Raw genomic sequence first — 25,912 nt, forward strand, 5'->3', positions numbered from 1 at the left:
GAGGCGCACCATGATGGATTCCAGGCAGGTCTCGGGTCGTTCTGCGCGGTTCCGGCGCCGGGCCGGGCTCTGCCTGCTGGTGCTGGTTGTGGTGGCCGGCACGGGCTGGACCATGGCGGCGCTGTGGTTTCAGGCCCCGCAGGCGCTGCGCATGGTGCTGATGGCCTGTGCGGTGGTGACCGGGGCGGGTCTCATCTGGCTCGCCAGCCGCCGGCCGGCGCGGGCATGGGCCGGGGTGCTGGTGGCCGGCGTGGCGGTGGGGCTGTGGTGGAGTTCGATCCTGCCCCGGAATGATCGCGACTGGGCGCCGGATGTGGCGCATATCGTGACCGGGCGCGTGGAGGGGAACGCGCTCACGCTCTACAATGTGCGTGACTTCGAGTGGCGCGGCGAGAATGATTTCACCCCGCGCTGGCAGACACGGCGCTATGATCTGGACCAGCTCAATTCGGTGGATCTGTTCAGCTCGGTCTGGGCCAGCCCGGCCATTGCCCATACGCTGATCGGCTTTGGTTTCGCCAATGGCGAGCGCATCGTCTTCTCCATCGAGATCCGCAAGGAAAAGGGCGAGGCATTTTCGGAAATTGGCGGCTTCTTTAAGGAGTTCGAGCTCGCGCTCATCGCCTCGGATGAGAATGACATCATCCGCCTGCGCACCGATGCGCGGGGGGAAACCGTCTCGCTCTTTCCCCTGAAGGTGACGCCGGAACAGGCGCGCCATCTGTTGCTGAGCTATGTGGCGCTGGGCAACCGGCTGGCGGAACAGCCGGAATTCTACCAGACTCTGACCTCGAACTGCACCACCATCATCTATCAGCTCGCCCGTCTGGCTCATCCTGGAATACCGTTTGACTGGCGCATTCTCCTCTCCGGCTATCTGCCGGATTATCTGCATGAGCATGGCATGCTGAAGGATGGCGGCCCGCTGGACGAGATCCGGCGGCAGGCTGTCATCGCCCCGCAGAATGGCCGCGCGGAACCCTATTCCGCGGCCATTCGCGCGCCCTGATCACTCTTTCCCCTCCCGCGCCATTTTGCCGGAGAAGATGTCCGCGATGAAGCGGGAGGAGGGGTGGTGCGCGCAGAAGGTGAGGGCGGCAATCAGGATCGGCACGCCGATGAAGGCGCCGGCAATGCCCCACAGAAAGGCGAAGAAGAACACCGCGAACAACACCAGAAACGGCGAGGTGGAGAGCGCCGCCCCGGCAATGCGCGGCTCCACATAACTGCCGGTGAGGAACTGGATGACATTGAGGCTGATGAAGATGAACAGCGCCATCTGCCATGAGCCGAGCTGGGCCAGGGCGAACAGGGTGGGCAGCAAGGTGGCCATGAATGGCCCGATAAAGGGAATATAGTTCAGCGCAAAGGCCAGCGCCCCCCAGGCCAGCGCCAGTTCCAGCCCGGCGGCAAGGGTGAAAAGCCAGACGATGAACCCGGTGGCGATGCTCATCAAAGTGCGCACCACCATGTATTTCTGGAACTTGCGGGCAATATCGGCGATCGCGGCCAGGAGGAAGGCGCCAAGGCCGGCCCGCTTGTCCGTGCTCCGGCTCAGGCGCTGCAACTGGCTCTCCACCGTGGGCACTTCCAGCAGGCCCAGCAGCACATAGACGAAGGTGAAGATGAGGAAGCTGGTGAGGCCCTGAAGGCGGCTGGTGATATCCTGAAACACCCGCAGCATGGAGCGCACATTCACATGCTCGGCAACCACGGCGCCCAGCACGAAGCCATGCCCTTCCAGCCAGATGCCAGCCTGCTCATACATGTCCTGAAAGCGGCTGGCATTGGCGAACACCCACTGGCCCACCCGACCCAGCCCCCAGATGATGAGATAGGTGAGCGCACTCACCACCACCAGCGTGATGACGAGGGTGGAGAGCGTGGCCAGCATGGGGGAGATGCGCCGTTCCAGCCGGCTCTGGAGCGGCCAGACGACGGCGATGATGAACAGGGCGAAAGCCACCGGCGCAAAGATGTTCTGCGCCAGCGCCAGCGCAAGGCCGAGCGCGACGGCTGCTATCAGGCCCACAAGCACCTTCATGATGATCTCCGCCCGAATGTGTCCGCGTGCCGGTTTTGCCATTCAATCCATGGCAAAAATGCTCTAGAACCTTCTTCAGGTCCACGGGGATGATGCGGCAGGTGGCCATGGCGTGGGGGCATAACCTTTTTGCATGGCGCGGGCCGGCTTTCCGGCGCACGCGCATGGTGTTGGCCGGGCCTGTTCCCTTCAGGGCGTGGATGGGTGTGCTGCTGGGGCTGGCGCTGGCCGCCTGCGCGCAGCGCGAGGGTGTGCTGCTCCCGGTTGATATCGATGCGCCCGCCGGCTCCAGGGTGGACATGCTGGTGGCCACCCCCCGTGCGCCCAGTGATGCGCCGGGCGTGGTCTTTTCCGGGGAGCGCAGCACCTCGCTCTCCCTCGCCAATGTCGTGGTGTCCGTGCCGCCCAACCGGCAGGTGGGCACCATTCAGTGGCCGCGCCACATCCCTCCGGACCCGACGCGCGAATTCGCCGTGACCCGGGTGGACCCGCTGACCAAGGCCGGGGCCGCGAAATGGTACAACACCCAGCCGGCGAACCGTCGGCGTGTGCTGGTTTTCGTGCATGGCTTCAACACCCGCTTCGATGCCTCCGTCTTCCGCTTTGCCCAGTTCATTCATGATACGGATGCGAATCTGGTGCCGGTCCTGTTCTCCTGGCCTTCGCGCGGGCGGGTGAGCGAATATATCTATGACCGCGAAAGCACGAATTTCTCCCGCGCCGATCTTGCCACCGTGCTCGAAGAGGCCGCGCGCAGCCGCCATGTGGATGAGGTTGTGGTGCTGGCCCACTCCATGGGGGCATGGCTGACCATGGAGGCGCTGCGCGATCTGGCGTTGCGCAACGGGCGCGTTCCGGCCAAGATTTCCAGCGTCATCCTGGCCTCCCCCGATCTGGATGTGGATGTGTTCGAGCGGCAGATGGAAGAGCTGGGGCCCAAGCGCCCGTATGTCGCGATTTTCGTGGATCGCCATGACAAGGCGCTGGGGCTCTCCAGCCGGCTTGCCGGGCGCGTCACCCGCGTCGGGGCGATGGACATGAGCGATCCGGCCTATCAGGAGCGTCTCGGGCAGGGGTCGAATATCGTGGTGCTGGACCTGACCGCCCTGAAAGGGGGCGATGCCCTGCAGCACAGCCATTTTGCCACCACGCCCCAAGTGGTGCAGCTGTTCGGGCAGAAGATGATGGATGGCCAGCGCATGGATGAAAACACCGAAGGGCTGGACCGGGCGACCCATACCATGCGCCTCGTGGCCAGCACCCCGATCGAGCTGTTCGTGGGCGGCGTGACCGGGCAGTGACGAGATGCGTGAAGGGCGCCCTCAGGCCCGTGTGGCAGCTGGGCCCTTCCGCCACTAGGGCGATGAGGGGCGGAACACCTTCCGGTGGGCTTCGGCCTGCGCGATGATGAAGTCCTTCATCCGCTCCGTGCGCTGGCGATAGCGCGGATTTTCATGGGTCACCAGCCAGTAGGAGCGCAGGAAGCTGATCTCCTGCGGCAGCATGCGCACCAGATGCGGGTGCTGTGCCGTTATGAAACAGGGCAGCAGGGCGATGCCCACCTGATGGCAGATCGCATCGACCTGGGTCAGAATGTTCGAGATCTGGAGATCCGCATCGCGGTGCGGCAGATAGTGGCGCAGATAGTCATGCGCCGGTGTGGGCAGCATGTCGGGAATATAGCCGACGACGAAATGCTGGTCGATTTCGGAAACCGTGCGCACTTCATCATGGTTTTCCAGATAGGCGCGGCTGCAATAGAGCCCATATTCATATTCGCACAGCTTGCGCGAGATCAGCGGGCCCTGTCTGGGCCGCTCCATCATGATGGCAATATCGGCCTCCCGCTTGGTGAGGCTCAGTATGGAAGGGTTGGCGACCAGCTCGACCTTCACATCCATCATGTCTTCCGGCAGCAGATGGAGGCGCCGGACAAAGAAGCTGGAAGAAAATCCCTCCGGCATGGTCAGGCGGATGGGGCCGGAAAGACTGTTTACTTCCTCTGATGCTTCGGACTGGATGCGGATGACCGCGCTTTCCATCATCTGGACTTCACGCGCCAGCCGTTCTCCCGCCTCGGTGATCTTGTATCCGGAAGGGGAGCGATAGAACAGGGGCATCTGCAATGTGGCTTCCAGCGCCGTGATGCGGCGGCTGAGGGTGGAGTGATCCAGCCCCAGACGTCGCGCGGCCACGGTCAGCCGACCGATCCGGGCCACGGCCAGAAAGGCTTTCAGGTCATCCCAGTCGAGTTCGGGTATATGGGAATTTGCGCACATGCGCTTTGTGTGCATGCGAATTTACAACAAGGCAAGGGGGTTTGTAGCGTGAGCTCCAGCCTGATGACCCGTTGAGAAGTCAGTCGGGCCAAGGGAACGGAAACTCCTGGAGCAGCCAATGTCCATGTTTGAGAAACTCCGCGCGCGTGAAGCGGATGGTAACCCGGTGCGTGTCGGCATCATCGGCGCCGGCAAGTTCGGGTCGATGTATCTGTCCCAGGCCAATCGCACTCCGGGTGTGCATCTCGTCGGCGTATCGGACCTCAATCCGGCGGGTGCCAGAGAGTCCCTGCGGCGCGTGGGCTGGGCGGATGAAAAATTTGCCGCAACCTCCTTCGAGGAGGCGCACAGGAGCGGCGGCACATGCATCACCGACAATGCCGCCGACATGATCGCCAGCCCCTTCATCGATATCGTGATCGACGCCACGGGCCATCCCGCGGCGGGTGTGCGCCATGTGCTTCTGGCCTGCGCGCACAAGAAGCACATCATCATGGTGAATGTGGAGGCGGATGTTCTGGCCGGCCCCCTGCTGGCCCGCAAGGCGGCGGAAGCCGGGATCATCTATTCCATGGCGGCGGGCGACCAGCCCTCGCTCATCGCGGAACTGTGCGACTGGGCGCGCTGCAGCGGCTTCAATGTGGTGTGCGCCGGAAAGGGCACGAAATATCTGCCGATCTACCACAAGTCCACGCCCGATACCGTATGGGGCCATTATGGCTTCACGCCGGAGCAGGTTGCCGGGGGCGATTTCAACCCGAAGATGTTCAACTCCTTCCTAGATGGCACGAAGTCCGCGCTGGAGATGGCGGCTGTGGCCAATGGCTGTGACCTGCTGCCCCCCGATGATGGCCTGCTGTTCCCGGCCTGCGGGGTGGATGACCTGCAGACCATTCTGCGCCCGGAGGAATATGGCGGCATTCTCAAGCGCCGCGGCACCGTCGAGGTGGTTTCCTCGATCGAGCGCGATGGTCGCCCGGTCTTCCGGGACCTGCGCTGGGGTGTCTATGTGGTGATCGAGGGCGAGACCCAGTATGTGCGCGACTGCTTCAAGCAGTATGGCCTTCTCACCGATTCCACCGGCCGCTTCGCCGCCACCTACAAGCCCTATCACCTCATCGGCCTTGAGCTTGGCGTTTCGGTCGCCTCCATCGCCACCCGCCAGGAGCCGACAGGCCGCACCCGGGGCTGGAGCGCGGATGTGGTGGCCGTGGCCAAGCGCGCCCTTTCTGCCGGGGAAATGCTGGATGGCGAAGGCGGTTACACCGTCTATGGCAAGGTCATTCCGGCCGCCACCTCCTCGCGTCTCGATGCCGTTCCGATCGGCCTTGCCCATGGCATGAAGCTCAAGCGCGCCATCCCGGACGGGCAGGTCGTGTGCTGGTCCGATGTCGAATATGACGCCGGCGACGAGACCATCAAGCTGCGCAAGGAGATGGAAAGGCAGTTCCTCATCTCCGCCTGAGCCGTGCGGCCCCGGCAGCGGGCGCACCCGTCGAATGCAAGAGATATGACCCAAAGCGGTCTGACCCGAGAGAACTGACATGGCACATGACAACGCATCCAAGATCCTTGGTGTGAAACTCGACAATGGAACGCGCGTGACGCATGGAGCCGGCGCAAACGTGAAGCAGCCGCTGGAAGGCTTCCCGGTCACCATGCATGAACTCTATACAGGCCATGATGATGGCGACACCCTCTCCTTCGAGGGACAGTTCGGCTTCATCGAGTTTCATCCCGATTGTCGCCTTCCCCGGCATGTTCACATGATCCGGGATGAACAGAGCGCTGAACTGCGCATGCTGCCGGAGCGTATTCTTGTGCTCAACGGTGTGGGCATCACCGAGCTGTGCGGCGAATATTTCGTGGTGCCGGCAGGAAGCCTCGTGGATATTCCGCCCGGCGTGCCGCACACCTGGAATGCCTGCCCGGCGGGCATCAGGCTCCCCGATGGCACGGTTTCGGATGGCCATTTCACGATGGTCTACAACTATTCCGAAGAAACAAGCTTCTTCGCGACAGAGCAGACCGAGCTTCTGACCGGCCCGGAGCAGTATATTCCCTACAAGGGAGACCTGCAGAACATCCGCTTTCCGGTGATGACCCGCGAGGAGGTGGTCTCCCGCGCGCGCTATGTCTGGAACAAGGACCTGCGCAACGATCTCGAACTGGCGTGATAGGGGCGGATAGCCGCCTGTATTGAAGGAAGAACATGGCCCGGCAGGCTGCATGCACGGGCCAGTCAAGGGCATGCGCCAGACAAGGGCGCATGCCCCACAAAAGGACCGGAAACAGGTCCGCGGCAGCACCAATCCATATCGGGAGGCAAAGGTGACGGAAACACCAAAGGAGAACCGCGGCATCATCGCGGGTATTGGCCGCATACTGGGCAAGATTCCCGGTGCGCTCATGATTGTTCCGCTTTTTCTTGGCGCCACAATCAATACATTCTGCCCTGAAGTGCTGAATGTCGGCAGCTTCAGCTCCGCGCTGTTCCGGGATGGAACCGGCGCTTTGCTTGGCCTGTTCTTTTTCTGCATGGGTGCGCAGATCGATTTCAGGCAGACATCGGCAACCGTGCAGAAGGGTGTCGCCATTCTGCTTGGAAAAGCCTTTATCGGTGGCGCCATCGGCCTGATGGTGGCCTTCTACATGCCGGGCGGCACATTGTGGGGCCTGACGCCGCTGGCGATCATCGCGGGCATGACGAACTCGAACTCAGCGCTTTATGTGGCCCTGACAAAGCAGTTCGGCAATGCATCGGACCGGGGCGCGGTTTCGGTCATCTCGCTCAATGACGGGCCGTTCATCACCCTGCTCATTCTGGGCACGGCGGGCCTTGCCGCCTTCCCCATGGAGATGCTGATCGGCTGCCTGATGCCGCTCATCATCGGCTTCCTCGTCGGCAACAGCTCTCCCGAGGCGCGCAGGTTCCTGGCTCCAGGTGAGGCGCTCCTCATTCCGTTCCTGGGCTTCGTCGTCGGTCGCGGCATTGATTTCTCCATGCTGCTCCAGGCCGGCATGCAGGGGGTTCTGCTGGGGGTGGCCACGGTCATCTGCTCGGGCGTGTTCGCCATGCTGTTCCTGCATGCCATGCATGTCATCACCCGCCGCCCGAAGGCCACGCGCAACCTGATCTCCGGGGCTGCCGAGTCCACCGTCGCCGGTAATGCCGTCGCCACACCCGCCGCCGTTGCCCTGCTGGATCCCAGCTACCGGGCCATCGAGGCGATCTCGACATCACAGGTGGCGGCTGCGACCATCACCACGGCTCTTCTGGTCCCGTTTCTGGTGATGGCCGTTTCGCGCTGGCAGTATTCGCGCGGCATTTCGCCGGAGGCGGAAGAACACTGGATCAATACAGGCAGTGTCGAGGGCGCACCCGAGCCGCGCCTGAACGAGCAGCCCGCCTGATTGCGCGTTGCGGGAGCGCGGTGCCGAGACACACGCTCCCGCACATCCATATTCTCTGGCCGCATCATGGCCATGGAAGGAATGAGACATGACGACAAACCCCTTCATCAGCCTCGACCGCAGCTATCGCAATTATATTGATGGCAGTTTTGCCGAAGGATCATCGGGCCGGATCGATGTGATCAACCCCGCCACGGGTGATGTCATCGCCCGCGTGCCCGAGACTGACGCCAGCGAGGTGGACCGGGCCGTTGCGGCGGCCCGCCGGGCGCAGGATGGATGGGAGCGTCTGCCCGCCATCACGCGCGCCGGCTATCTGCGCCAGATCTCGGCGAAAGTGCGCGAGCACCGTCTCGCCCTGGCGGATGTCATCGTCAAGGAACAGGGCAAGGTGCCCGCCCTTGCGCAGGTGGAGGTCGATTTCACCGCCGACTATATCGACTATATGGCCGAATGGGCCCGCCGGATCGAGGGCGAGGTGCTGACCTCGGACCGGCCCAACGAGACCATGCTGCTGCTGCGCAAGCCGGTGGGTGTGGTGGCGGGCATCCTGCCGTGGAACTTCCCCTTCTTCCTCATCGCCCGCAAGATGGCGCCGGCGCTGGTGACAGGCAACAGCATCGTCATCAAGCCCAGCGAGGAAACGCCGATCAACGCCTATATCTTCGCCGAACTGGTGGCGCAGACGGACCTTCCCAAGGGTGTGTTCAACCTCATCGGCGGATATGGACGCACGGCGGGCGAGGCGCTGGTGGCGCATCCCGGCGTTGATCTCATCACCTTCACCGGCTCGGTCGGCACCGGCTCCCACATCATGCAGGTGGCGGGGCGCAACCTCACCCGCGTCAATCTGGAGCTGGGCGGCAAGGCCCCGGCCATCGTGCTGAAGGATGCGGATCTGGATCTGGCCGCCACAGCCATCTTCAATTCGCGGGTCATCAATACCGGGCAGGTGTGCAACTGCGCCGAGCGTGTTTATGTGGCGCGCGAGGTGCATGACGAGCTCGTGGGCAAGCTGAAGGTGCTCTTCGAATCCACCCGCTATGGCGACCCGTCGGTGGACGAGGATCTGGACATGGGCCCGCTCGTCAATGCGGCCGGGCTCCAGAAGGTGGCCGAGGCGGTGGATCTGGCCCGCAAGCAGGGGGCAACTGTTGTCACCGGCGGCAAGGTCGCCGACCGGGGAACCGGGTTCCATTATGAGCCGACCCTGATCTGCGGCGCCACGGCGGACATGGACATCATGCGCCGCGAGACCTTCGGCCCGGTTCTGCCGGTGCAGAAGGTGGAGAGCCTGGAAGAGGCCATCGCCCTGGCCAATGATTCAGACTATGGCCTCACCTCTTCCATCTATACGCGGGACCTGAACTCGGCACTGAAGGCCGCCCGCGAACTGAAATTCGGCGAAACCTATATCAATCGCGAGAATTTCGAGGCGATGCAGGGCTTCCATGCCGGCCGCCGCAAGTCCGGCATCGGCGGGGCGGATGGCAAGCACGGCCTGTATGAGTTTACCGAAACCCACGTCGTCTACATCAAGGGTGAATGAAGCATTCGCCCCTGGCCGGGCACAGGTCTCCCTCCCTCCCCCTCCTGTGCCCGGCTCCTTTCCTGATGTCCTGCATGACGCATGAGGGCAGAGGCCGCGTGTTCGGCACCGCGTGTCCGCCCGCGCTTTCGCCCTTCCGGGGCAGTTGCCCGGCGTCATATGCTGCGAGCGATCGAATGTGAGGATGCCTCATGCAGTTTTCCGCCAATCTCGGCTTCTTGTGGAATGACCTGCCCTTGCCGGATGCGATCCGCGCCGCACGCAAGGCCGGGTTCGATGCGGTGGAATGCCATTGGCCCTATGCGGTTCCGGCAGCGGAAACCGCGGCGGCGCTGGCTGAAACGGGCCTGAGAATGCTGGGCCTGAACACCCGGCGCGGCGGCCCGGAAGACAATGGCCTGCTGGCGGTGCCCGGCCGGGAGGCGGAGGCCCGCGCGGCGATTGATGAGGCGATAGCCTATGCCGTGGCCACCGCTACGTCCTCTGTCCACGCCATGGCGGGGGTGGCGGAAGGTGCGCGGGCGCATGAGACCTATCTGGAAAACCTGCGCCATGCCTGCGCGCAGGCTCGTCCCCATGGCATCACCATTCTGATCGAGCCGCTCAACCCCTATGATGCACCGGGCTATTTCCTGAAGAATGCGGATCAGGCGGCGGCGATCATCGCCGAACTGAACCTGCCGGAGCTGCGGCTGATGTTCGATGTCTATCACCAGCAGATCACGGCGGGTGACATTTGCCGCAGCTTTGAAAGGCTGCTGCCGGTCATCGGCCATGTGCAGATGGCATCCGTCCCCGCCCGCGCCCACCCGGATGAAGGCGAGGTGAACTACCATACCGTGCTTTCGCACATGCGCCGGCTTGGCTGGACACGACCTGTCGGCGCGGAATACCGCACCCATGGCCCGACCGAGGAGACGCTCGGCTGGATGCAGGCCTATAGCCGCATTTAGAGCCATGCTCCGCATGTCCGGGGTGGATGGAGCGGCTGTTCACGGGCCGCTCCATGCTGACAGACCTAGCGTGAGAGCAGGGCCCGGGCCAGTCCGGATGAGGGTGTCTTGCCGAGCAGGGCGTAGGTTTCCAGACCCACGGCGGCGAGCGCTTTCAGGTCTATGCCCGTGTTCACGCCCAGCCCCTCCAGAAGGAACACCACCTCCTCGGTGGCGACATTGCCGGTTGCGCCCTTGGCATAGGGGCAGCCGCCCAGCCCGCCGACGGATGCATCGAAGCTGCGCACGCCCAGTTCATAGGCGGTGAGAATGCAGGCCAGCGCCTGCCCATAGGTGTTGTGCTCATGCAGGGCCAGCGCCTCCAGCGGCACGATGCCCGAGAGCGCGTCAAACACGCGGCGCACCTTGCGCACTGTCCCCGTGCCGATGGTGTCGGAAATGGCGATCTCATAACAGCCGCGTTCATGCAGGGCGCGCGAGACGGAGACGACAGCCTCGGCGGCAATATCGCCCTCATAGGGGCAGCCGAAGGCGCAGGAGACATAGCCGCGCAGCTTCACCCCATCCTGCGGCGCACGCTCGAAAATGGGGGTGAAACGCTCCAGGCTCTCGGCGATGGAGCAGTTGATGTTCTTCTGCGAGAAGCTTTCCGAGGCGGAGGCAAAGACCGCGATTTCCCGCGCCCCGGCAGCCACGGCCGCCTCATAGCCCTTCAGGTTGGGCGCCAGAACGGGGAAGTCGATTCCCGCATGTCCGGATACCGCCTTCAGAACCTCATCGGAGCCGGCCATTTGCGGCACCCATTTGGGCGAGACGAAGCTGCCCACCTCGATGATCCTCACCCCGGCCCGGATCAGCCCCTCGATCATGTGGACACGCTGCCCCACGGACAGGGGGCTGGCCTCGTTCTGGAGGCCGTCGCGCGGTCCGACCTCGATGATGCGCACTGCGTCAGACATTCATGCTCCTGTTTGGCAAAGCGGCACGGTCTGCCGCAGGAAATCGATCAGCACCGGGTCTGCACCATAGGCGATATTGATGCGCAGTCCCTGTGGCTTGTGCTCGGCCTTCTCGGGATAGAAAACGCTGGATGGCGCAAGGAAGATACCCTGCTTGAGCGCGGCGGCATTCAGCGCCGCCTCATCGGTCGTATCCGGCAGGGGCAGCCAGACATAAAACCCCCGCCCGCCCGGAACACCGGGGCTGAAGCCGGCCTGGGTCAGCGCCTCAAGCGAGGCCTTGTGGCCGGCCCGCACGCGGGCGATGAGCCTGTTGAGATGGCGCGCATACTGGCCGCGCAACACGCAGTCCAGCACCATCTGTTCCACCTGCCCGGATGACGAGACCATTGTCACCATCTTCAGGTTCACCAGATCATGCACCTGCCGGGGATCGCCGCAGATATAGCCGCAGCGCAGGCTGGCGGAGAGGGTCTTGGAGAAGGAGCCCAGATACAGCACCCGGTCCCTCAGACCGAGGGCGGCAAGGCGGGGCAGGTTGCCGGGCAGGATATCGGCAAAGACATCATCCTCCACCAGAATGAAGTCATGGGCTTCCGCCGCGCGCATCAGCAGGAAGGCATTGGCGGCGCTGAGCCCACCGCCCGAGGGATTGTGCGCCTGGGACTGCATGAAGAACAGGCGCGGGCTGACGCGGGCGAGCGCTGCCTCCAGCTCGGCCATGTCCGGCCCATGGGGCTTGCGGGAGATTGGCACCACATGAACCTGCGCCAGGGCCAGCTTGGCGAACAGGGGGTAATAGCCGGGGCTTTCCACAAGGACCGTGTCGCCGGGCTTGAGATGGTGGCGGATGATGAGATCGAAGCTGTGATTGATGCCATGGGTCAGCATCACCCCGTCCGGGCTGGTCTGGATGCCGCGCTCGGCAAGGCTGCGCACCAGCCATTCGCGCAGGGGGCGCAGGCCCCAGGGGGAGCCATAGCCATGCTCATCCACCGCCCGGCCGGGGCGGCTGCGCGTGTTGGAGCGGCGCAGCTCCATTTCCTCCATCCAGTCCGGTGGCGGGCGGCCATCCCCCGGGCGCAGGACATAGTGCTGGTCGAGCTGAGCGCGCAGGAGCGAGACGATGCTGATGGCCTCATCCACATGCGGGGCCTCGACCCGCTCCGGGGGCATGCGGTTGCCTGTGACATAAACGCCCGAGCCGCGCCGCGACTCCACCAGCCCGCGCGCGGCAAGCTGCTCGTAAACCTCCGATATGGTGTTTTTTGAAACGCCATAAAGTTGCGCGGCCTCGCGGATGGACGGCAGGCGTGTGCCGGCATTGTAGCGGCCGGCCAGAATCTGCGCCTTTACTTCATCCGCAATGGTTTTTGCCCGGCTCACAGGCACTCCCGCGCAAGGATATGGGACAGTTCGCGCCCTTTATTGGACCAAACTGTCCCTTGTTTGACGGTCAAATTTTAGGACAATTTGATGGCGATGCAAGGGCATTCAGAAGAAACCCAGTGGAGGGAAAAAGTGCAGGTCGTCAATTCGCGCCTTGAGAACATGCGTAATCTTTCGCCGGCCGAGCGGCTGGAAAAGCTCGCCGAGGCCACCGGGATCGATGCCCAGGCCGCGACCCGCCTTGCCGGGAATGCCCTGCCGCTGGATCTTGCCAATGGCATGATCGAGAATGTCATCGGCACGTTCGAGCTGCCGCTGGGGGTTGCCACCAATTTCCAGATCAATGGCCGTGATTATCTGGTGCCGATGGCGGTGGAGGAGCCCTCTGTCGTGGCCGCCGCCTCCTTCATGGCCAAGCTGGTGCGTGAGTGCGGCGGCTTCCAGACCTCGACCACCGCCCCCATCATGCGGGCGCAGATCCAGATTCTCGGCCTGAGCGATCCTTATGGCGCGCGCCTGAAGATCCTTGCCGGCAAGGATGAGCTGATCGCGGCCGCCAATGCGAAGGACACCGTGCTGGTGGGCTTTGGCGGCGGGTGCAAGGATGTCGAGGTCCATGTGTTCCCCACCTCCTCGCGCGGGCCGATGGTTGTGGCCCATCTGCTGGTGGATGTGCGCGACGCGATGGGCGCCAACACCGTCAACACCATGGCCGAGACTGTCGCGCCGATGATCGAGGCGCTCACCGGCGGCACGGTGCGCCTGCGCATTCTGTCCAATCTGGCGGATCTGCGCATCGCCCGCGCCCGCGTGGAGCTGACCGAGGAGGTTCTCACCACCAAGGCCTATGAGGGCCGTCGCGTCATTGACGGTATCGTCGATGCCTATGAGTTTGCTGCGATCGACCCCTATCGTGCGGCGACCCACAACAAGGGCATCATGAACGGCATCGACCCGGTGGTTGTCGCCACCGGCAATGACTGGCGCGCGATCGAGGCCGGCGCCCATGCCTATGCGGCCCGAAATGGCCGCTATACCAGCCTCACCACCTGGGAAGTGAACACCGCCGGCAACCTTGTCGGCACCATCGAGATGCCGATGGCGCTGGGCCTTGTGGGCGGGGCGACCAAAACCCATCCGGCGGCGCAGGCGGCGCTGAAGGTTCTGGGCGTCACATCCGCCACCGAGCTGGCCGAGATCACCGTCGCTGTCGGCCTGGCCCAGAACATGGCAGCGCTGCGCGCGCTGGCGACAGAGGGAATCCAGCGTGGCCACATGGCCCTGCATGCCCGCAACATCGCCATCGGCGCCGGAGCGAGCGGGGCCGAGATCGACGCTGTCGCGCGCGAACTTGCCGCCAATCATGATGTGCGCGCCGCACGGGCGCAGGAGATCCTCGCCCGCCTGCGCGGCGAGGGCTGAGCCTGAAGTCTCTCCCGGCGGCCATGTCCTGCAATCGGCAGGGCATGGTCTCCGGCAGGACCGGTCAGGGTTGGCGGCCCATCCGGCGCTTCGGCGCATGGGCCGCTGCCGCCGGTCATCCGCGATCGCAAAGGGGAGGACCCAACGCCCCCCAGGACAATGAACATTCCAGGGAGAACGCTTATGTCTCTTGCCGAGAAACCACCGGCAGCGGAAACGGACCTTGCCGAAGTCTGGGGCGATATCGTCTCGCGCCGGCAGCTGGCCATCAGTCTCGTCATTGGCGGTGCCGTCAGCATCGCATTCTATTTCACCGCCCTGCGGCTGCTCACCGGGATCGGCTCCACCCCGGCCATTGACCGGGCGCTGGCCATGCTGGTTGGCATTGTCGGCTGCCTTGTGGGCGGCTTCATCTGTGCGCAGATCTTCAAGCCCAAGCGCCACCTGAGCGAGGATGCCGATGGCTCCGACGCCTGGCGCATGGAAATCCTCCAGCAGATCGAAAGCGAGGAAGGCGAGATCGGCGATGCCCGCGCACTGCCCGCGGTGGTGCAGCAGGAAATGAAGGAAGTGGGGCTGTTCGACCTGTTCGACCAGTATCACCAGAACCAGCTGAAGCAGAAGGCGCACTGAGATGGACGGATTGATGTATGAGATCCTGATCGCAGTGGCCATGGGCCTTCTGGGATCGGTTCTGTTCTCGCTGATCGGGCTTGTGTCCGGCACCGATGAAACCACCACCATCGCGCCCATCACCCTGCTGGTGGTGTTGCTGGGCACGCCGCCCGCCGGTGTCTTCACCTTCTGGATGGCGGCTGCCATTTCCAAGCACATGACCCATGCGGTGCCGACCGCATTGCTGGGCATTCCCGGAGATACGCTGGCCACGCCCCTGCTGCAGCAGGCCACCGCCCTGCGCAATCTGGGCGCACCGCATATCGCGCTGCGCAAGATGCTGGCCGGCGCTGTCATCTCCGCCTTCATTGCGGTGCCGATGGCGGTGCTGTTCGCGGTGATCCTTGCCCCGTTCGGCAGCTATATCACGGCCGCCGCGCCATGGATCTTCCTGGTCGCCGCGATCTTCATCGCCTATTCCTCCGCCGGGCGCTGGGCCTCCGTGGTGGCGCTGGTCCCCTTCGTCTTCATGATCCTCGCCATGCAGAGCTATACGGGGACATATGACCTGAAGCTGGCCGTCTGCTACTTCCTTGGCATTGCGGTGGGGCCGCTGGTGGCGGAGCTGGTGTCCAGCCTGTCGCCGGTGGAAGCCCGGCGCATGGACCGCGACAGCTATCGCGAGACCACCATCGCCCCGGACGTGAAGGGCTGGGTCGGATATTTCCCCAACCCGTTCAAGGTGCTCGATCGCAGCCAGGCCGCCAGGGTGGCGGCCGCCTCCGCCGTGACATCGGCAACCTTCGTGTTCTCGCCCGTGGCCATGACGGTGCTGGCGGGTGAGGTTGTGGGTGCACGGGTGAAGCATGCCTATCATCGCCTCACCTCCGTGCTGTCGGTGAAGAATGGCGTGACGGAATCTACCTATATCGCCGAGGCGCTGATCCCGCTCATTGCCTTCGGCCTGCCGCTCAGCCCGGTTGCCGCCGGCCCGGCCGCCCCGCTCTTCAATGCCCCGCCGCGTTTCACGGTGGATGCAGGCTCGGGTGCGGTCAACAATCTGCACAATCTGCTGAGCGTGCCGGAGTTCCTGCTCTATGGGCTGCTGTCCGTGGTGATCGCGGCGGCGGTGGCCTATCCCTTCGCCATGAACTATGCGCGCACGGCTGCCGCATTCGTGGCCCGCAAGATCAGCCATGAGGCGATCATCGGCACCTTTTTCGGTCTGGTGCTGGTCATCGGCCTGTGGGAGGGCGGCATCATGGGGCTGGCGGTCATCATGACGCTGGGGCTGTTCGGCGGCCTGATGTATCGCATCATCGGCTTCAATACCGGTGTGCAGTTCATGGGCTATTATGCGGCCGTGCTGTCCATGCCGGCCATACTGAAGCTGCTGGGCTGAAGCGCGCCGGCAGGTGAACAGGAGAAAGGGGGCGGTTCCATGCGGAGCCGCCCCCTTTCTTGTGTGGAGTCTAGATGATCCGGGCGGGCCTTGTGTCCATCCGTCCGGATCATTCCGGCGGCCTCAGTAGCGTGCGTCGGAGGGCTTCTTGTCCCGTGGCCAGTCATTCACCTTGGGGGCAAAGTCGGGCCGGGGCTTGTGGCTGAAATATTCGGCCACATCAACGGCCTCCTGATCGCTCAGGCCCCCCTGTCCCAGCGGGAAGCGCTCGTGAAAGCCGATGGGCATGTTGCGCTTCACAAAGGCCGCGGCCGTATAGGTGCGGGCCATGCCGGCGCCGATATTGAAGGACTCATCCCCCCACAGGGGCGGATAGATGAACCGGCCATTGGCATTCTTCAGTCCCTCGCCATCCTGTCCGTGGCAGACGGCGCACTGGGCGACATAGACACGCGCGCCATTTTCAGGATCGGGAACGATGGAGCGGTCGATCTTGCCGATGCCGCGCCCCTCCACCCGGTCCTCCGGCCTGGTCTCCCGTTTCATCCAGTCGAAATAGGCGACCATGGCTTTCATGTCGTCGCCCTCCTTTGGCAGGGCCTTGCCGTTCATGGAACGCAGGAAGCAGCCATTGATGCGGTCCTCCAGCGTGATCTCGCGGCCCGCGCGCGGGGCATAGCTGGGGAAGAAGGCGGAGACGCCGACATAGGGTGAGCCATCCGCCACCGTTCCGGCATTGAGGTGACAGCTCGCGCAGTTCAGCACATTGCCCACATTGTCCGGCAGAAGCTCATGGGTTTCCGTGTTGAGACGCATGCCGCGGATGAGCTGTTCCGCATTGGGCTCATCGAGAATATCGGCGATGCGCGGGGTCTCGAAACGGGAGTTGTCGATCCTTGGGTCCAGCACCGCGCGCGCGGCCTTCACGGCATCGGCGGTCACCGCCGGTGCGCCATTGCCCCAGTTCGCCCGCACGAAGGAGAGCAGCTCCGCCACCTCGCGGTCATCCAGCCGGGCGAAGCCGGGCATGGTGAAGACACGCGGATAGGCGTTGGTTTTCGCCGTCTTCCAGCCTGTGAGGGTGATATGGATGAGGGTGGAGGGGTCTTTCGAGGCAATCGAGGGATTGCCGGCGAGCGGCGGGAAGACTTTGGGCACGCCTGTGCCATCCAGCCGGTGGCAATCGGCGCAGAACTGGGCATAGGCCAGGCCCCCGCGCGTGGTGAACATGTCCGCCGGCACATCCGCAATATCTTCGGAGGGTTCGACATAGGGATGATCTGTGGGCAGGGATTTCAGATAGGTCGCGATGGCGACGAGATCCCCATCGGTGAAATGCTGGGTGGAATTATGGATGACCTCGGTCATCGCGCCGGTCACCGTCGAGAAGCGGTTCTGCCCGGTGCGCAGCAGCTCCGCCATGTCCGCGACAGACCACAGATCCCTCAGATTGAACGCGTTCCACTCCTCCACCCTGGAGCCGGAGAGGAACCTGTCGCCATTCGGGCCCTTGTCCGACATGGCAACTTCCTGAAAGCCGATGCCGCGCGGGGTGTGGCAGGCCCCGCAATGGCCAAGCCCCTGCACCAGATAGGCGCCACGGTTCCAGGTTTCATCCCTGCCGGCATCGGCGACGAACAGGCTGTCATCCAGAAAGAGAAGATTCCAGAAGGCCAGAGACCAGCGCTGGTTGAAGGGAAAGCCGATCTCCATCGCCTTGTTCGGCGCCGCCACCGGCTTCACACCCTGCATCAGATAGACATAGAGGGCATACATGTCATCCGGCAGCACTTTGGCATAGGAGGGGTAGGGCATGGCCGGATACATGTGCCGGCCATCCGCTGTCACGCCCTTGCGCATGGCGCGGTCGAACGCGCCGAAGCTGTAGCCGCCAATGCCGGTTTCCCGGTCCGGTGTGATATTGGTGGAATAGAGCACGCCAAAGGGCGTTTCCAGTGGCAGGCCGCCGGCCATGGGCGCGCCGCCGGGCGCGGTGTGGCAGGCGACGCAATCCCCAAGCTGGGCCACATATTCGCCGCGGGCGATGAGAGCATGGTCGGCCCGCTCCGGCAGGCCCAATCCGCTCTCCTCCACCGGCGGGGGCGTGACCACCCACCAGAATATGCCGCCACCGACAATGATGGCGGCCAGCGCCACACGTCCCAGCCTCTTCCATACTGAACCACGCGCTTTTGAAGCGACGTCAGACATTTCCAGCCCCTCACCCTCGGACCGGAGATGCCGGCGTGATGCCTTCTCGTCTGGTCCGCACACAATGCTGCAGGCAGGGCCGGCCATGGCCGGATTGCATCATCACCCGGACGCAGGACAGGGCCGGAACCTGTTTACAGCGGTTCCAGTCTGGTGAGCTCCGCCAAGCTTAAGGCAAGCTTAAGGGGGGCGGTGGTGGGCGGTGGATCAGCCGGCGAAGGGGCGCAGGCGCTGGATCAGATCCTGCGGAGGAACCCGCCCCGCCAGCCGCGTATGGGCATGCTCACGGCCCGATCGCGTCTCCACCAGAAACAGGGTTGGCGGCCCTTCAACCCCGAAGCGGTGCAGCAGCGCCTTGCTGTCCCCATCCATGCGGGTGACATCGATCTTCACCAGCGCGATGGATTGCAGAAGGCTGCTCACCCCGTGATGACGCAGGGTGGTGCGCTCCAGTGTCCGGCAGATGGGGCACCACGCGGCGCCCACATAGACGAGGGCGGACCGCGTGAGGCGGGCGGCATAGGAGAGGGCCCGCTCATATGTGGCTTCATCCTCAACCACATAGGAAACCGGCGCGAGGCTGGAGACATCCGCGCGGCCCGGCCCGGAGACAAGGCCCATGGCGAGGCCGCCGGACATGAGGGAGAGCAGGCCCCGGCGCGAAAGGCGCGCCACAGGCCATGCACAGGGCGGCGCGCGGTTCATTTCACCACCACCTTCGAGCCGGTGGGCACGCGGCCATAGAGGTCTATGATGTCCTGGTTCAGCATGCGGATGCAGCCGGAAGAGACTGCATGGCCGATGCTTTCCGGCTCATTGGTGCCGTGAATGCGGAACAGCGTGTCCTGACCGTTCTTGAACAGATAGAGGGCGCGCGCGCCCAGCGGGTTCTCAAGCCCGCCCTTCATGCCGCCGGCCCATGGGCGGTATTTCTCCGGTTCGCGGGCAATCATGTTGGGGGTCGGGGTCCAGCCCGGCCATTCCCGCTTGCGGCCGACATTGGCGCTGCCGGTGAATTCCAGCCCCTCGCGCCCCACGCCCACCCCATAGCGCATGGCCTTGCCGCCTTCCTGCACGAGATAGACGAACCTGTCCTGCGTATCGACGATCAGCGTGCCGGGCTGTTCGCGGGTCGGATAATCGACAAGCTGGCGGACATTGCGGTCCTCGATACGTTCGGGCTCGACTGCCGGCACGGGAAACTTCTCGTGCGGCTGCGGGCCATAGGCGGTTGCAACGAAGCTGTCCTGCCATGGCCGGGTCTTGCGGGCATCAGGCGAGGAGCCGGCCGTGACACATCCCGCCGCCAGTGTGGACAGAAGAAGGAGAGCGGCCATGTTGCGCGGGGCGGAGGAGGTCATGAAGGGCCTTCGTGCTGGGGAATGGGAGAGCCGCGCGTTCCGGGCCGGAAAGGGTGCGCCGGCCATGATCGGACAGGGCTGCAAGACGGGGCACGGGACAGGGCGGCAGGGCAGGCCACGGGGGCTGCCCCTGTGGAGCGGGATGAGAGAGGGAAAGGCTGCCTACCGCTCTGCGGCCTGCCGGGCGCGGGCATCGGCAATGGCTTCCCTGAAGCCGTCATAATCGAGCGCGGGCGTGCGGAACGGGCCGATGAGGAAGGTCGGCGTGCCTGTCAGCTCAAGCGCATCGCCCTGGGCCATGTTGCGCTTGATGAGATCCAGGATCTCGTCCTCATGCGTGGCCAGATCCTTGTCGAGCCGGGGCATGTTGACGCCGGCTTTCTGGATGGCGGTGCGCATCTGCTCCCGGGTCAGGTTGCTGCCGGGCAGTTTCATCAGCGCATCATGCGCAACCTTGTATTTGCCCTGATATTTCGCCGCCAGCACCAGCACCGCCCCTTCGATGGAGGTGGGGCGAATGACCGGCCAGTCCTTGTAGACAAGGCGGATCTTGCCATCCTCGCGCACCACCCGGTCCAGAACGGGCGCGATCTTCTTGCAGTAGGGGCAGTTGTAGTCCGTAAAGTAGACGATGGTGACATCCCCCTTCGGATTGCCGGCCACGGGGGCCTGCGGATCGTTCAGGATCATTTCCGTCGTCACCTGCTGCGCCCGGGCGGGCGGGGCGAGGGGGAAAAGGCATGCGGCCGCGATGGTGGCGGGCATAATGGCGGCGGCCATGGCCCTCATGATATGGCGACGTGTCAGCACGAACATCCCTCTTCTCCCGTGGCGGTTGAAGGTGGCTTTGCGCGATACTGACCTTAAGGCTGGCTTAAGGCTGCCGTTATGTAAGCAGGCCGGATGCAGGCGGGCAGTGTGACATGCGGGTTCTGGTGGTCGAGGATGACGAGCTTCTGCTGAACGGGCTTCAGGTCGGGCTGGGGCTTTCGGGCTTCCGGGTGGAAACCGTCACCTGTTGCGCGGATGCGGCCGCCGCCCTGCGCGCCTCCGCCTTCGAGGCGGTGGTGCTGGACCTGATGCTGCCGGACGGGTCGGGCCTTGATCTTCTGCTCCAGTTGCGGGCAGGGGGCTTGCAGACCCCCGTTCTGCTGCTGACCGCAAGGGACAGTGTGACGGACCGCATTGCCGGGCTGGATGCCGGCGCGGATGATTATCTGGGCAAGCCGTTCGATCTGGATGAGGTCGCCGCCCGCCTGCGTGCGCTCACCCGCCGGGCGGCCGGGCATGCCAGCGCCACTCTGGTGTGGCAGGATGTGGTGGTCGATCCGGCAAGCATGAGCGTGGTGCGGGCGGGAACACCCATCCGCCTCTCCCGCCGGGAGTTCTCCATTCTCCATGCGCTGATGGAGCGGCCCGGGCACATTCTCTCCAAGGCCCAGCTTGAGGAGCGCCTCTATGGCTGGCAGGAGGATGTGGAGAGCAACACCATCGAGGTGCATGTGCACAATGTGCGCGCGAAGCTCGGGCCGGGGGTGATCGAAACCGTGCGCGGCGTTGGCTACCGCCTGACAGGAAGCGGGACATGACCTCCATCCGCACACGCCTTCTGCGCATTTTGCTCATCACCACCGGCATTGTGTGGATGTCGGCCTTCGCGTGGATCTACATGAACACCCGCGCCGAGGTGGAACGGGTTCTCGATGCCCGTCTCATCGAGGCGGCCCGCATGGTCAACTCGCTGATCGACAGCCAGGAGATCGATCCCGCCAGAGCCGCCGCCCTTCCCGCTGAAATGGCCCGTCCGCACTCCTCCTATGACCGGCAGCTGTCCTGCCAGATCTGGGCTCTGGATGGCACGCTTGTCGGCCGTTCGGAGAGCGCGCCCGGCCAGCCGCTGAGCCGAAGCAAGGGCGGCTTTTCCGAAACGGTGGTGGATGGGGAGACCTGGCGTGTCTACACGGTGGAGAATGAGGCGCTGGGCGTGCGGGTCATGGTCGGCGACAATCTGCGTGTCCGGGACCGGCTGGTGCGGGATGTGATCCGCGGTCTCGTTCTGCCCGGTCTTCTCACCCTGGCGCTTCTGGCGGTGCTGATCTGGTTCAGCGTGCGCAAGGGGTTGAGCCCGCTCAATGCCATGGCGCGAACACTGGAGATGCGCCCGGCCTCCGATCTCAGCCCCCTGCCGGATGATGACAGCCCCACCGAGATCAAGCCGATGATCCGCTCCCTCAACGGCCTGTTTGAAAGGGTCAGTGCCGCGCGGGCGCATGAGCGGGACTTCACGGCTTTTGCCGCCCACGAGCTGCGCACGCCCATTGCAGGGCTGAAAACACAGGCGCAGATTGCATTGGGAAGCGATGCCGAACCGGTGCGCAACGCTGCCCTGCGGCAGATCATTGTCGGCGTGGACCGGACATCACGTCTGGTGCGCCAGCTCACCGACCTGACCAATGCCGAAAGCAGCCACATGCAGCATGACAGGCACGGCCTGAATGCCGGCCTTGCCATGGCAAGGATTGCGGAGGACATCGCCCGTCTCTATCCGCACGCCGCGCGGATCGTGATCGCGGATGCGCTCGGGGAGCTGACGCTTCAGGCGAATGACACCCTGTTCATGCTCGCCACGCGCAATCTGCTGGAAAATGCCGTCCAGCATTCTCCCGCGGATCAGGTGGTGACATGCAGCCTGAGGCGCGGTGCCAATACCCTATCCATTCTGATCGAGGATTGCGGCCCCGGCATTCCGGAGGATGAATTGCCGAAAGCCTGCAGCCGCTTTTTCCGTGGCCGCCACAAGACCGCGATGGGCAGCGGGCTCGGGCTGGCCATCGCGGATATGGCGCTGGGGCGGATGGGGGCGCAGCTCCTTCTGTCCAATGGCGTACAAAAGGGCCTGCGCGCGGAAATGCGTTTTCCAGCGGCAGGCTGAGAGCGGGAAGGGCCTCTTTGCGCGCTGTCCGCCCAATGGATCTGGCCCCCCGAGGGATCAGGGCCCTCCAGGGGATCAGGGCCTGTTCGCCCTGTCCCATGCCGCGCTTGCCGCCATTAGGGTCTCGATATCGCTGGCGCAGATCTGGGCCCTGAGGGCCGCGAACTTGTGTTCCGGCCACTGATAGATGCCAAGGGCGAGGAGCCTTTCTGTCGTCTCCCCATCAAAACGCCGGCGCATTTCCACCGCGGGATTGCCGCCGACAATCGTGTAGGGCGGCACATCGCGGGTGACGATCGCGCCGGAGGCGACGACCGCCCCTTCGCCGATGGTGATGCCGGGCATGATCATGGCGCGCATCCCGATCCATGCGCCATCATGAATATGGGTATCGCCCTTGCCGACATAGGCATCGGTGATCACTTCCGCGAAGGGATACAGGCTGAACCAGTCCACCCGGTGGGTGTGGTTGCCGCCCATGAGGATGACCGCTTCAGCGCCGATGCACACATAGTCCCCGATATGGAGCTGATCCACCGGCCATTGTGATGTCCATGTCCTGCGGCTGTATTCGTCGCCATAGAGATAGCGCACGACACTGTCCTCGAAATGGCCTGTCCATGCCCCGCTGTAATAGCTGTGGGTTCCGCGCAGATGGATATTCGGGTTGGTGACAGTCTCATGCAGATATTCAACCTGCGACCAGTGCTTGTTCATTATGCTTCTCCCAGCCGGGCATGCGAAGAGCTGTCATCACATCGATTCGAGCGTGCGGGCGCATATATAGGCCGCCGGGGTGCCTTTTTCCTCCTTTTCAGGCCGTGGGAGGCAGAGGGAATGCCGGGCCGGGTGTCCGGCCTGTGGCGCATCTGTGCCGCGACAGGCGCGAAGGGGAAGGGCGGCAGGAAATGCCGCACGCTTCCGGCAGGAGGGCCCACATGGGGCACGGGAAGGTGTGACAACCGGAAAGGTCCGGCTGGCACATGGTGTTTCCCTTACAGGTCTGGTGCTGAACCTTCCCGGCTGGGTCGGGACAGGCTTTCGCCCTATTTCAGGTCGCTGAAGGAGGTGGCGAAGGTGAGCGAGCCGAGGAAGCGGTCACCGCATGTGGTCTGGCTGCCGCTCAGCAGGAAGCACTGCTCGTCTTTCAGGTCCGAGCCATGATAGCGCAGGTCCAGCGTCGCTGCCTTGTATGTGAAGCCGACGCCAACATTCCAGTAATTATAGCCGGAGACTTCCACATAATGGGTCGTCTGGGTCAGTGTATTGAGAAACACATCGTTCCATGTGTCGGAATCCACCCACTGGTGTCCGAATTCACCGGAAACAAACCAGCCGAACATGCCGCCCGGTCCGAAATCTGGCAATGTCACCGTCGCAAGGCCGGCCAGATAGGTGCCGCTTGTCTTGGTGGCAATATAGTCGCTTGTATAGTAGAGATGAACGGCAAGGTTCAGCCAGTCTGTCACTTCATAGCTGGGCTTGAAATAGACTTCCCAGAAGTTGAGGCTCGTGTCCGCATCGCTTCCGGGATAGACATATCCGACAAAGCCGGCATCCAGTGTCAGCTTGTCCCAGCTGTGACGCACGCCGGCATACAGATCCACCTCGGCGGAACCTGATCCGAGAAAGCTGACGCTGGAGGCCCATGCGCCGGCATAGAACCAGTCAAAGAGCGAGAGTTCCGCATAGCCCTGAATGGCCGCATGGCCGTTGGTCTGGCTCATGCCGCGGAAGATATAGTCGCTCGTGCCCGTCACCCCGAAGGAGATGTCCCAGTTGGGCGCAGGCTCCGGTGCGGTGGCCTTGACCGGGCTGGTCATGTCTGCCGCCAGCGCCGGCGTGGTCACGAGCAATGCCGTGGAGACGGCCAGGATCATGGACTTCATCGTGTTCCTCCCACTTTTTAATCTGTCCGCCACTGCGGCGGGAAACCGGTTTTCAGGTGCGTATCGGCCCGGGCTTCAGGCGCTCCGGGTTTCATGGGCGAAGATCTGGGGCAGCCGGGCGGCGGCCGCGCCCCAGCGCGCGGCAAGGGCCTGCGCGTTCTCTCCGGCGCGGAAGGCGCGCCATGCCTCGACCGCGGGAATCTGCCCGAACCAGGCAATGCCGGTGGGCGTGCGCGGTGTCCGCAGAATGTCCATCTCCTCCAGCATCCCGTTGCGGACGACCGGCATGGAATCCACCGTGATGGCGTCCAGCTGCTCATGGGCCGGCAGGTCATCGGGAAAGGCGCGGCGCGCGGCCCAGAAGGGGCTGTCCTGAAAGCGGGTTTCGAGCCGCATGAAATCCCGCCCGATGCGGGCATTGCGCAGGCTCACATCCACGGCCCGCATCGCCAGATACTGGCGGCACAGACGCTCGCTTTCAGGGCCGGGCCGGGCGGTGAGCGTATGGCGCACGGCTGTGGCGGCCAGCGCGGAGGAAACCGCCCAGAACTGGCCATGGCCGGCCAGCGGGTCCATGGCCGCAAAGGCATCGCCCACAGGCAGCATGTGCAGGTTCTCGACAGAGGCGGGACGGGTGGGCGCTGCCTCCCGCGCAATGGGGGCGCCAGCCAGACGGTGCCCCCTCAAATGGGGGGCGCTCTCCCGGAAGGCGCGGAGCAGGCGGGCCTCAAGGCTGCCGTCCTCCCCGGCGTCCCCGCTATATTGCAGCCAGATGCGTCCGTCAGGCAGGCTGGCACGCCAGACCCAGCCGCTGGCGATGGCGGTGATGTCCAGCCCCGCGGCCACATCCTGCCCGCTCTCCACCTGGGCCCAGCCGCAGATGGACAGGGTTGCCGGCGCACGCTGGCCCGCCTCCACATCCGGCCGGCTGCGGCGGGCGGCGCGGCCGCGCGCATCCACCACCCATCTGGCCTCAAGACGGGTGCCGTCTTCCAGCTCCACGCCATCCGCACCGGGGCGGGCATTGGCCATGATGATCCGCGCCCCGGCAGAGCGGGCGACAGCGCACAGATGCGCATCCAGAGCCGGGCGCTCAATGATGAATTCGCTGTTCTCGCTGCTGGTGATGCCGGACCAGTCCACCCGCCGGGGCAGGGGGCCCAGCAGCCAGTCCGCCCGGGGCAGAATGTTCTGCCCCTGCAGCCACTGGCGCAGGCGCGGGCTCAGCCCCTCAAGCCGCGGGGCCATGCCGGAGGCGCAATCCCGGCCGCCTGAAATGAGGCAGACCCGCAGCCCTTCGCGGGCCGCCAGCAGGGCAGAGATGCATCCTGCGGGCCCTGCACCCATCACCACCAGATCGGCCCGCCTGTCCATGCTCTCGCTGGCCCCACACATCACGTCACGTCATGGATGGTCTGTGTCCTGATCGGCGGCGGGTGATCTTGACAATTCCGGCCATTCCCGGGGCCCCGCGACATAGCGACGCGATTTTG

The 25,912-nt window shown here is 64.2% G+C and carries 23 protein-coding genes; 12 read left to right on the forward strand and 11 right to left on the reverse strand.

The window, feature by feature from the left end:
• Positions 1-10: 10 nt before the first annotated feature.
• Positions 11-1,009 carry an Lnb N-terminal periplasmic domain-containing protein gene (locus ACT6QG_RS15765; protein WP_444978538.1) on the forward strand — a complete coding sequence of 333 codons (999 nt, stop codon included), beginning with the start codon at positions 11-13 and terminating at the stop codon, positions 1,007-1,009.
• Here the strand turns inward: ACT6QG_RS15765 and ACT6QG_RS15770 are convergent, their stop codons facing one another.
• Positions 1,010-2,044 carry an AI-2E family transporter gene (locus ACT6QG_RS15770; RefSeq protein WP_444978539.1) on the reverse strand — a complete coding sequence of 345 codons (1,035 nt, stop codon included), beginning with the start codon at positions 2,042-2,044 and terminating at the stop codon, positions 1,010-1,012.
• A 164-nt stretch (positions 2,045-2,208) separates the two neighbouring features.
• On the opposite strand from ACT6QG_RS15770, the gene ACT6QG_RS15775 reads away from it, so the two are divergent.
• A complete protein-coding gene (locus ACT6QG_RS15775; RefSeq protein ID WP_444978540.1) occupies positions 2,209-3,345 on the forward strand; it encodes an alpha/beta hydrolase in 1,137 nt (378 codons plus the stop codon).
• Between the two features lie 54 nt (positions 3,346-3,399).
• Here ACT6QG_RS15775 and ACT6QG_RS15780 read toward each other — a convergent pair whose 3' ends face one another.
• Positions 3,400-4,323, reverse strand: a complete 924-nt coding sequence (locus tag ACT6QG_RS15780) for a LysR family transcriptional regulator (protein WP_444978541.1) — start codon at positions 4,321-4,323, stop codon at positions 3,400-3,402.
• A 118-nt stretch (positions 4,324-4,441) separates the two neighbouring features.
• Between ACT6QG_RS15780 and ACT6QG_RS15785 the strand changes: the two genes are divergently transcribed.
• The 5 genes from ACT6QG_RS15785 (at position 4,442) to ACT6QG_RS15805 (ending at position 10,239) form a co-directional block, all read left to right on the forward strand.
• A complete protein-coding gene (locus ACT6QG_RS15785) occupies positions 4,442-5,788 on the forward strand; it encodes an NAD(P)H-dependent oxidoreductase (protein WP_444978542.1) in 1,347 nt (448 codons plus the stop codon).
• Positions 5,789-5,867: 79 nt separating this feature from the next.
• A complete protein-coding gene (locus tag ACT6QG_RS15790) occupies positions 5,868-6,500 on the forward strand; it encodes a cupin domain-containing protein (RefSeq protein ID WP_444978543.1) in 633 nt (210 codons plus the stop codon).
• Positions 6,501-6,654: 154 nt separating this feature from the next.
• A complete protein-coding gene (locus tag ACT6QG_RS15795; protein WP_444978544.1) occupies positions 6,655-7,737 on the forward strand; it encodes a 2-keto-3-deoxygluconate permease in 1,083 nt (360 codons plus the stop codon).
• Between the two features lie 88 nt (positions 7,738-7,825).
• A complete protein-coding gene (aldA, locus tag ACT6QG_RS15800) occupies positions 7,826-9,286 on the forward strand; it encodes an aldehyde dehydrogenase (protein WP_444978545.1) in 1,461 nt (486 codons plus the stop codon).
• Between the two features lie 191 nt (positions 9,287-9,477).
• Positions 9,478-10,239: a hydroxypyruvate isomerase family protein gene (locus ACT6QG_RS15805; RefSeq protein ID WP_444978546.1), complete on the forward strand. Its 762-nt coding sequence runs from the start codon at positions 9,478-9,480 to the stop codon at positions 10,237-10,239.
• Between the two features lie 65 nt (positions 10,240-10,304).
• Here the strand turns inward: ACT6QG_RS15805 and ACT6QG_RS15810 are convergent, their stop codons facing one another.
• Complete coding sequence (locus ACT6QG_RS15810; protein WP_444978547.1) at positions 10,305-11,198, reverse strand: hydroxymethylglutaryl-CoA lyase; 894 nt, start codon at positions 11,196-11,198, stop codon at positions 10,305-10,307.
• The gene (locus tag ACT6QG_RS15815; protein WP_444978548.1) at positions 11,199-12,584 is read right to left on the reverse strand and encodes an aminotransferase-like domain-containing protein; all 1,386 of its coding nucleotides are present in this window, start codon (positions 12,582-12,584) and stop codon (positions 11,199-11,201) included.
• 96 nt (positions 12,585-12,680) lie between these two features.
• Here ACT6QG_RS15815 and ACT6QG_RS15820 point away from each other — a divergent pair, with 96 nt between their 5' ends.
• The 3 genes from ACT6QG_RS15820 (at position 12,681) to ACT6QG_RS15830 (ending at position 16,026) form a co-directional block, all read left to right on the forward strand.
• Entirely contained in the window at positions 12,681-14,009 is a 1,329-nt protein-coding gene (locus tag ACT6QG_RS15820; RefSeq protein WP_444978596.1) for a hydroxymethylglutaryl-CoA reductase, degradative, read from the forward strand.
• Positions 14,010-14,192: 183 nt separating this feature from the next.
• Positions 14,193-14,642: a hypothetical protein gene (locus ACT6QG_RS15825; RefSeq protein ID WP_444978549.1), complete on the forward strand. Its 450-nt coding sequence runs from the start codon at positions 14,193-14,195 to the stop codon at positions 14,640-14,642.
• 1 nt (position 14,643) lies between these two features.
• Positions 14,644-16,026 carry a tripartite tricarboxylate transporter permease gene (locus ACT6QG_RS15830; RefSeq protein ID WP_444978550.1) on the forward strand — a complete coding sequence of 461 codons (1,383 nt, stop codon included), beginning with the start codon at positions 14,644-14,646 and terminating at the stop codon, positions 16,024-16,026.
• A 123-nt stretch (positions 16,027-16,149) separates the two neighbouring features.
• On the opposite strand, the gene ACT6QG_RS15835 is transcribed toward ACT6QG_RS15830, so the two are convergent.
• From ACT6QG_RS15835 to ACT6QG_RS15850, 4 genes are all read right to left on the reverse strand, one after another.
• The gene (locus tag ACT6QG_RS15835) at positions 16,150-18,237 is read right to left on the reverse strand and encodes a c-type cytochrome (protein WP_444978551.1); all 2,088 of its coding nucleotides are present in this window, start codon (positions 18,235-18,237) and stop codon (positions 16,150-16,152) included.
• Between the two features lie 207 nt (positions 18,238-18,444).
• A complete protein-coding gene (locus ACT6QG_RS15840) occupies positions 18,445-18,942 on the reverse strand; it encodes a thioredoxin family protein (RefSeq protein ID WP_444978552.1) in 498 nt (165 codons plus the stop codon).
• On the reverse strand, positions 18,939-19,664 hold the full coding sequence (locus ACT6QG_RS15845) for a L,D-transpeptidase (protein WP_444978553.1): 726 nt from the start codon (positions 19,662-19,664) through the stop codon (positions 18,939-18,941). Before ACT6QG_RS15845 ends, ACT6QG_RS15840 begins: the two co-directional genes overlap by 4 nt.
• Before the next feature lie 96 nt (positions 19,665-19,760).
• Positions 19,761-20,378, reverse strand: coding sequence for a DsbA family protein (locus ACT6QG_RS15850; RefSeq protein ID WP_444978554.1), 618 nt, complete (start codon positions 20,376-20,378; stop codon positions 19,761-19,763).
• A 143-nt stretch (positions 20,379-20,521) separates the two neighbouring features.
• On the opposite strand from ACT6QG_RS15850, the gene ACT6QG_RS15855 reads away from it, so the two are divergent.
• Both ACT6QG_RS15855 and ACT6QG_RS15860 read left to right on the forward strand, forming a co-directional pair.
• A complete protein-coding gene (locus ACT6QG_RS15855) occupies positions 20,522-21,187 on the forward strand; it encodes a response regulator (RefSeq protein WP_444978555.1) in 666 nt (221 codons plus the stop codon).
• Positions 21,184-22,530 carry an ATP-binding protein gene (locus tag ACT6QG_RS15860; protein WP_444978556.1) on the forward strand — a complete coding sequence of 449 codons (1,347 nt, stop codon included), beginning with the start codon at positions 21,184-21,186 and terminating at the stop codon, positions 22,528-22,530. Before ACT6QG_RS15855 ends, ACT6QG_RS15860 begins: the two co-directional genes overlap by 4 nt.
• Before the next feature lie 75 nt (positions 22,531-22,605).
• Here the strand turns inward: ACT6QG_RS15860 and ACT6QG_RS15865 are convergent, their stop codons facing one another.
• The 3 genes from ACT6QG_RS15865 to qhpG all read right to left on the reverse strand — a co-directional run bounded on the left by ACT6QG_RS15865 (position 22,606) and on the right by qhpG (position 25,793).
• The gene (locus tag ACT6QG_RS15865; RefSeq protein ID WP_444978557.1) at positions 22,606-23,247 is read right to left on the reverse strand and encodes a CatB-related O-acetyltransferase; all 642 of its coding nucleotides are present in this window, start codon (positions 23,245-23,247) and stop codon (positions 22,606-22,608) included.
• A 329-nt stretch (positions 23,248-23,576) separates the two neighbouring features.
• Entirely contained in the window at positions 23,577-24,419 is an 843-nt protein-coding gene (locus tag ACT6QG_RS15870; protein WP_444978558.1) for a TorF family putative porin, read from the reverse strand.
• Between the two features lie 75 nt (positions 24,420-24,494).
• Entirely contained in the window at positions 24,495-25,793 is a 1,299-nt protein-coding gene (gene qhpG / locus ACT6QG_RS15875) for a flavin-dependent monooxygenase QhpG (protein ID WP_444978559.1), read from the reverse strand.
• Positions 25,794-25,912 lie beyond the last annotated feature (119 nt).

Source organism: Haloleucobacter ellipsoideus, assembly GCF_052491725.1.